The 7,999-nt window shown below is 60.4% G+C and carries 6 protein-coding genes and 1 pseudogene; 3 read left to right on the plus strand and 4 right to left on the minus strand.

From position 1 onward, the window contains the following. Nucleotides 1-4 precede the first annotated feature (4 nt). Genes ACED18_RS20260 through ACED18_RS20270 form a run of 3 tightly spaced genes read right to left on the minus strand, consistent with a single transcriptional unit; the run spans nt 5 to nt 4,183 of the window. Complete coding sequence (locus ACED18_RS20260) at nt 5-1,180, minus strand: restriction endonuclease subunit S (protein ID WP_075632806.1); 1,176 nt, start codon at nt 1,178-1,180, stop codon at nt 5-7. After that, nucleotides 1,173-2,675, minus strand: coding sequence for a class I SAM-dependent DNA methyltransferase (locus ACED18_RS20265; RefSeq protein WP_075632807.1), 1,503 nt, complete (start codon nt 2,673-2,675; stop codon nt 1,173-1,175). Before ACED18_RS20265 ends, ACED18_RS20260 begins: the two co-directional genes overlap by 8 nt. Continuing rightward, nucleotides 2,672-4,183 carry an N-6 DNA methylase gene (locus ACED18_RS20270; RefSeq protein WP_377295413.1) on the minus strand — a complete coding sequence of 504 codons (1,512 nt, stop codon included), beginning with the start codon at nt 4,181-4,183 and terminating at the stop codon, nt 2,672-2,674. Before ACED18_RS20270 ends, ACED18_RS20265 begins: the two co-directional genes overlap by 4 nt. A 229-nt stretch (nt 4,184-4,412) precedes the next feature. On the opposite strand from ACED18_RS20270, the gene ACED18_RS20275 reads away from it, so the two are divergent. Next, a complete protein-coding gene (locus ACED18_RS20275; protein ID WP_075632809.1) occupies nt 4,413-4,715 on the plus strand; it encodes a hypothetical protein in 303 nt (100 codons plus the stop codon). Between the two features lie 39 nt (nt 4,716-4,754). On the opposite strand, the gene ACED18_RS20280 is transcribed toward ACED18_RS20275, so the two are convergent. Beyond that, nucleotides 4,755-5,690 (minus strand): HNH endonuclease, encoded by a 936-nt coding sequence (locus ACED18_RS20280; protein WP_377295414.1) that lies wholly within the window; start codon nt 5,688-5,690, stop codon nt 4,755-4,757. Nucleotides 5,691-6,029: 339 nt separating this feature from the next. On the opposite strand from ACED18_RS20280, the gene ACED18_RS20285 reads away from it, so the two are divergent. Further along, nucleotides 6,030-7,205: a hypothetical protein gene (locus ACED18_RS20285; RefSeq protein WP_377295415.1), complete on the plus strand. Its 1,176-nt coding sequence runs from the start codon at nt 6,030-6,032 to the stop codon at nt 7,203-7,205. Between the two features lie 334 nt (nt 7,206-7,539). Further along, nucleotides 7,540-7,999, plus strand: a pseudogene (locus ACED18_RS20290) (hypothetical protein); the annotation flags it as partial.

Here is a 7,999-nt window from a genome sequence, read left to right on the forward strand (position 1 = left end):
CAAGCTATTCCCTTGAAACTAATGCGGTGCCAGCCAAGCTGCGATACAGCTCCTGCTGAGCAGTCAACCTGAGCTTTGCCTTGTCTATTTCGGCCTGAACTGCATGCACCTGCGCAACGGCCCCTAACTGCTGTTCGAGAGATAGCAGCGGAATCGTCAGCTTCGAAATTAGATCGGTGTTCAAGTTGGGCTGGTCGCCGCCGGCAGCAATTGCATTGCGCAGATACTCAGTCATCCCGAAAAGACGGAAATACAGAAACAGAGGGTCTATTCTCGGATCAAGGTCAAGAAATGCTGCAACGCCGTCATTAGCGCAGCCAGTGATGCGCAAAATTTTCGGAACGCCAAGCGTCCAACCACTATTGGACAGAATAACCGTGCCGGAGGGGATTTGGCGGCTGAAGCTGGCCCCAAGTTCGGTCAGTTGTGCCTCGGTAGTCTCCAGATAGACACCGTCATCCTTGGTGATTTCTCCAACGGTGATCCATGGAATGTGGTCGCCACCAAAATAGCGTGGGTCGCCTGCTGGACGTGGGGTTGAACCACGAACGACGTTCGAAATCTCTCCCAGCCGAACCAATTCCGCGCCATCAGAACCATCACCGCCAGTGACAGCAAGAACCACTGAAGCTCGAAGCTCACGCAGCCGAGATAGGAGATTAGCCATCGCTTCGGTGGCGCTACGACCCGCACTCATGACCTCTACCAACCGCGCCTGCTCCTGGATCGGCGGCAGCAGGAACTCCTCCGCCGCCAGCGCTTTCCAGTTGATCGTGGGCGACAGCGACCCGACCGAGATGCTCAACGCCCGTTCCATGAACAGGTCGCTCTGCATGAAGAAGGGCAGAAACTCGGGCAGCACCGCGCCGGACTTGGCGCGCAGCACCATGGCATGTGCCGAACAGATGCCCTCGAAATCCGCCACCGCCACCTTGCGCTGATAGACGCGCCGCTTGCCGAAGATGATGTCGCCCGGCTGGAACCGCAGCTTGGTCGATTCCACATCCGTGGGTTCACCCCAGCGCCGGATGCGCAGGCTGTCGGGATCGAGGTGTTCCAGCCCGACATAGCGATCCACCCCGGCCTCGGCGGGGTTGTCGACCCGGTCGTTGATCTGTGTGGCGATCTGGTCGAACCGCACGCGCGTCCACCCTGCCTTGGAAATCGGCCGCTCAAGCATCGGCATCCTCCCCAGGCGTCAGGCCATCGAGCATGTCCACCAGAGCGTCCATACCCGACCAGAACTCGCGCCCGTCCTCATCAAACGCCGCCCAAGTCGCCGCCAGTGTGGCACCGCCACCCGCCATCGCCCCGTTGGGCCGCTTCACATAGCGGGCAATCGACAGGTTGCCGTCGGCCGCCAGCACATCGGTCACCTCCGCCACCGCGGCAAAGCCGGGCTCATCCGCAAAAGCCTTATAGGCCGACAGGATGCGTGCCTGATGATCCGGGCGCAGAAAGCTTTGCGCCCGTTCGCGCGCAATCTCGGCCACCGCATCGATGAACAGGATGCGCCCCTTGCGCGCTTCGGGTTTCTGCAACCGGCAGATCACCACGCAGGCCTCCATCGGCGAGTTGTAGAACAGCCCGGGCCCAAGCCCCAGCACGCATTCGACCCGGTCGGATTCGACCAGCCTGCGCCGCATCTCGGCCTCTTCGTTGCGAAACAGCACGCCATGCGGAAACAGGATCGCGCAGCGTCCTGTCCTCGGGTGCATCGACGACAGGATGTGCTGGAAGAAAGCGTAATCCGCCCGCCCCTGCGGTGGGGTGCCAAGGAAGTTGCGCCCCCAGGCATCCTGCTCCCACGCACCGCGATTCCATTTCTTTATGGAATAGGGTGGGTTAGCCAGGACCACGTCGAAGCTGCGCAATCGGTCGCCTTGCACGAAGGCCGGCGTGGCCAATGTGTTTCCGCTGGCAATGTGGAAATCGTCTACGCCATGGATGACCAGGTTCATCCGCGCGATGGCGGCGGTGATGGTGATCAGCTCCTGCCCGTAAAGGCCGGTGGTGCGGATGTCGCCGCCACGCCGTTTCACCTCGGCCAAGCAGGAAATAAGCATGCCACCGGTGCCGCAGGTCGGGTCATAGATGCTTTCGCCCGGCTGGGGCTCCAGCATCTGCGCCATCAGATGAACGAGGGTACGGTTGGTGTAGAACTCCTGCGCGGTGTGGCCGCTGTCATCGGCGAATTTCTTGATGAGGTATTCGTAGGCGTTGCCAAGCTCGTCCTCCGGCACGGCAGCGAGGGTCAGGTCATGTTTGGAGAAGTGCTCGATCAGGTTCTTCAGCGTGCTGTCGGGCATCTGGGCCTTGTCGGTCCAATTCGCATTGCCGAAGACACCCTGCAGGCGTTCGGGGTTTGCGGCCTCAATGGCAAGGAAGGCCGACAGCAGAGCCCGCCCAACATCGCGGGATGCAGCGCGCACGTCGTTCCAATGCGCGCCTTCGGGGATCACGAAGCGGTCGTTGGCAGTAGCGGTGGCATAGCCCCCATCGCCAGTTTCGTTGAGCGCCTGTTGGTAATCCTCGTCCCATACGTCGGACAGGCGTTTGAAGAAGAGCAGCGGGAAGATGTACTGCTTATAATCGCTAGCATCGATCAGTCCGCGCAGCAGCGTGGCGGCACCCCAGAGATAGCTTTCGAGATCGCGTTGGGTTAGCCCACTCATTGCAGCCACCCTCCCTCAGTCAGAACCTTGCGCAGGTGGTCTTCAGCGGCTCGCGCATCGGCAAGCGCGGTCTTGAACGCCTCGACGGCCTCCGGTAGCGCCGGAATGTCCTGGCCGATCGGCGGCAGGACGTAGCGTGATATATTCAGCGTCCAGCCTTCCTTTTTGATTTCGTCAAGGGTCGCGACTTTCGCGCGATCCTCCACGTCCTCGAAGGTGCGGTACCAGGCGACGATCTGGTCGCTGTGCTTCTGATCGAGGAAGTTCTGCGCCCGCCCTTTGCGGAACAGACTGGAGGCGTCGATGATCAGGACCTTGTTCTTCCGGGCTTCGGCCTTCTTGCGACGCAGAATGACGACACATCCAGCGAGCTGCGTGCCGTAGAACAGGTTCGGCGCAAGGCCGATGACCGCCTCGACCATGTCCTTTTTCAGCAGGGCCTCGCGGATCGAGCCTTCGGCCGCCTTCCGGAACAATGCGCCTTGCGGCAGGACGACGGCCATGCGGCTATTTCCTGACGATGCCATGGAAGCGATCATGTGCTGAACAAATGCGTAGTCGCCATAGCTCTCCGGGGGGATGCCGTACAAGGCGCGGCCCCAAGGGTCGGTCTCCCATAGATCGCGGCCCCACTCCTTGAGCGAGAACGGCGGATTGGCAATTACACAGTCGAAAGTGGCGAGGCCTCCCGTGCTGGAATCCGTGAAGGCCGGATTGCGCAGCGTGTCTTCACGAGCCACCTGGAAGTCCTCGATCCCGTGCAACACGAGGTTCATCCGCGCGATCGCGGCGGTGGTCAGGTTTTTCTCCTGCCCATATATTTTACCATAGAAGGTGCGGGGATCGCCGCCCTTGCGCGTCACATGCTCAATCGCCCCGAGCAGCATGCCACCTGTCCCACACGCAGGGTCGTAAATACTCTCGCCTTCCTTCGGATCGAGGATCTCGACCATCATGCGGACGACGCTGCGCGGGGTGTAGAATTCACCTGCCTTGTTGCGGCGCGTGACGTCGGCGAATTTCCCGACAAGGTACTCGTAGGCGTCACCCAGAATGTCGGTGCTCACAGCCCTGTTGCCAAGATGGATCGCCGTAAATCCTTCGACCAGGTCCTTCAACAGCTCATCGCTGAACTTTTCCTTATTGCCCCAATCAGCCGATCCAAAGACTCGATAAAGCGTGTCGGGATTCGCGCGTTCTATATCCTGCATTGCTTTTTGAAGTGCAGACCCCACGTTTGTGGCAACCTGTCGAATGTCTTTCCAGTGGCAGGCTTCGGGTAGGACAAATCGGTGCACCTCCGGGAAAAGTGAGGGATCAGCCTCGCCATAAGCTTCACGAGCTTCCTCGGTCTCCTCGTCCCAGACATCCGAGATCCGCTTGAAAAACAGCAGTGGAAGGATGTAGCCCTTCCAATCGGTCCGATCGACAGCCGATCCACGCAGCGTGTTCGCCGCGTCCCAAAGGGCAGATTTCAGTTCCTGTACGCTCACGTTCGCAATACTCATTCGCTCATTTTCGGCTTAGACCGTCGCTTCTATTCGAACGTTCCAGGATTGCCCACAATATTCAACTTTCCTGTCTCGGCAATCCAGAGCTGTCGTCACCGATAGAGCGCCTATGATTTAGTGGCGTTTCATTTACCAGTTCACGATTTCAGACTTGTATATGGGTGCCTGCAAATACAAAAGGTTGTGGCTTGTAGGAAGCGCCGAATTTTAGAAAGAAGCCATTAGAATGCTGGATATCAAGTTTACGTGCCCAAACCCTCGTTGCGAGGGGTTTGAGATCCAAGCAGAAATTGATGATATTCAATACGATATAGCCAAGCAGGAAGATCGCGACTCGGTTCTCACAATGCAAAGCCGCGTCATCTGCGGCTGTGGTGACGAACCGTATATGGTGGAGCTTGTTGCAATGGGCGGTGAGAAAACAGTGAGCGTCCTTGAGCACCCAGACATTCGCGTGAAATTCAATGACAATAGTGGCGACTACACAAGCGAGATGATCGATTTATTTTACGCGCCGCCCGACAAGTGAATTCCGTGCCAGATTTCCGCGGAAATAATTTCCGCTACTTCACCCCTTGAACACCTTCTCGCGGTGATATTGCAGGAACTGCGAATGTGGCCGCTCGTCCGGGCGTGACGGTACAAGCAGGCGCCGCTCGGGATTGATGAGGCGCGTGATGGTATCCGGCACGCCGCCGCTCGCGATCAGCAGGCTGTAGTCGTCATCGACCGAGATCAGGCCGCGGTCGAACATCCAGTGGACGGTGCCGGAGAGTGCGAGGCCGTTTCGTACGCTGTCTGGCCCTCGGTCGGCTACCGGGCGGATGTGTGCAGCCTGGACCTCCGAACGGCCGCCGCCATTGATCAGCTTTAGGCCCGTGACGGCGCAGGTGTCCTGATAGGCCGCCTTGATCGCTGCAGAAAACGCCCTGTCCCGGAACGGACGCTGCACGATCTGAGCTACGATCTGGCGGTCGATGCTGTCGATCTCGTATGGCATCTGCGGATTCTCACCAAAGCCGATCCGCGCCTCCTCGACCGGATCGGGCGCCGGGCGTTCCCGATCCCGTCGCCCGAGCACATGCGCGAAGCCGGCAGCCAGGATGAGGTCGTATTGATCGTCCGGGATGTTGCGGACCGCGCGACCGAATGCGCCCTTGTTCGTGGAGCCATCTTCCTTGCGCAGGCCGCTCTCATAATAGTGGTCCGCCTCCCTGAATGGCACGGCGTGGTCGAAGGGCAGGAAGTCCTCGATCAGTGCATAGAAGTGGTCGGCCTTTGACGGATCCTCGATGACGTCGGAGATCCGGGCCGTCGCGAAGTAAACCTGCTTGCCACCCGACTTCATCAGGTCGCCGCTTGGCCGCCGTGGCTCGTAGTAGACGATCCAGTCGCCGCGGGCGGCTTCGACCTGGCGCAGATAGGTGCGCGGGAAGTGATACCGCTGCTCGGGCAGATCATCATAGGTCGGATCGATCTTGGTCGTCAGAATGGCCTTGGCCATCAGCGCGCTCTTCCATGCAAACGGGTTGCAGACGGTCTGTTCTGGGTACCAGGCGCCGCGGGATGTTGAAAGAGGTGCGCGCCTGCTGAGGGCCGGAAATCGCCCCGAATAGCACACGCATTAAGTGTGGATTTTACTTGCCTCAACGGAAAGCAAGATTCCGGCGCTGGGGCGGTAAAGCGGTCGATTTGGAAGTATCTGTAGTATCGTTTGAAGCATATCTCTTGGTTAGCAATTATTGCAAAACTCCCGGTTGGTTTACTTGCTTGATCGGTGTGCGACAATAGTCTTCGCAAGGTCGCTAGATCTTGCGACTGAAAGCAAACATGGAGAACGACTATGAACGCCATCACAAAAGCGGCCGCATCGGCCCACAGCGCCCGCCCCTTCTACGAGGAGCACGACATCAGCGATGAGTTGAAGAGCGTGCTGGAGGAGGAAGCCAAGCTGCTCATCGGTACGCGGCGCCGATCGACCGAGGATGCCTTCGAGGAAGGGGAGCGGCTTGAGAGGATCGCCACGCTCCTGCCGGAAGGCACCCTGGAGAAATGGGCGGTGGAATGCTGCGGCTACACCGCGCGGCACGTGCGCACCAAGCGCGCGGTCTACCGCAACCTTCAGGCCCATAAGGGTATCCTGGTTGCGCTTGCCGTGGGTCCGACCGTGCTCGGAAAGATGAGTGCGGCAACGCCGGAGCAAGTCGAGGAAATCATCGGCTTTGCCAGCACGCATGATCGGCTGCGTGTTCAGGATGTCACGGCGATTATCGCGCGGTCGACGTCGGATATGGGCGAGACGCCGACCATCGACCCTTACGATGCTGGCGGGCTCGACGGGCTGAAGGCGATCATCGCCATCAAGGTGCGCGATGGGATGAAGGCGTTCGAGGCGCACATCGCGGAAATCCTCACCCATGTGGCTGAGGCGTTGGAGAAGAAGAACATCGTGAAGACGAAGCTCGTCAAAGAGGTTGCACTGACGGCACGTCTTGCACATCAAGAGTTGGGTAGCCTTGCGGAGTTCGTGGCGCCGCACGAAACGGCAGCCTATGTCATCCATCCGACCCCGCTGCCGGCCGGCTCGCGCTGGGCCGCGGTGAGTGCTTCGCTCTACAAGATGGGCAGCGAGACCACGTGGCCTGACAAGACAGAGCTTCGGACCTGGCTGGAAACGGAGGTCGTGCCGACGCTGACCTGGGCGACGGCGAAGAAATCCGTTCCGACGGACCCGGACGCACCGAGCCCTGACGTCGCGGTGCCCGAAGCAGCGGCTGTGGTGGCCGAGACATCCAGGGCTTTCGAGCCGGTGGCATCCGCTGCGCGATCGATCGAAAACGCGGTGACCTCCGTGGCCGCGGCCTTCGGCTCCGACGTCGACGTGTCGATCCCTGAGACGACGCCGGAGGACACGATCCCGACGGTGACCGAAACCCTGGCCGCGCCGACGAAAAAGCTTCGGCGCCCCACGTTCATGGATGCGATCACGCCCGCCGCACCACCTGCCGCCGCGGTTTGAGGCTCGGGCCCGGACGACCAGACTTTGCATGACGATCGAGAGGGCCGCTTGTCGGCCCTTTCTCATGCGCGCCGCAGCCGAAGCTCGACGGCCACGACGTCCGGATCGGGAGGCTTGCTGGATTGGAAGGCGCGACACGCTTCCTGGTGGCCGTGAGCCCGGCGTTAACCTTGTACCGGCTTTGTTCTCTTTTTGCGATCGGGGTCCTTGAGCCCGACCTCGGGTCCTGCCAGGTTAAGGGCGTTCTGGATGGCCGGAACAAGACGGCCCAAGCCGATGCTGGTAACATCGACATGGGCCTGACCGTCAACCTTGTTGTAGAAGGAATCGGGCTATGAGCACGAATACCGTTTCTGTCCCCCATGGGGAAGTTCTCCGTTCTGGCGCCAACCGCAACCCGGATGCCCTGGCAGCGGCTTGCCTCTCCCGCCCGCGGCCGTTCGGCCTCGGCCGCAATACGCCGTCGAACGCATCGGTCCGGCAGCCTGCGGTGTTGCGCCGTCATCCGCATCTGGTGCGCTTCGCCGACGTCGAGGCCGATCTCGATCTGCTGATCGATCGCGCCATCGCCGCCATTGCCGAGGGCGAGCCGACCGAGGATGCGATCCTCGGCCACTACGTCCACATCGCCTCGCTGGTCCGGGCCGTGTCGTTCCGCGAAGGCAAGCTGTTGGAGCAGGCGGTCGAGCGGCTGGCGAAAGCCAACCCGAGTGTGCTGGTCCTGACGCAGTCGCTGAAGCTGCCGCTGGTGAAGGCGGCCATGGAAGCTGTCTCCGGCAACGACTGGGGCTGCC

It is taken from the genome of Rhizobium sp. SG2393 (genome assembly GCF_042610495.1).
Classification (GTDB): Bacteria; Pseudomonadota; Alphaproteobacteria; order Rhizobiales; family Rhizobiaceae; genus RU20A.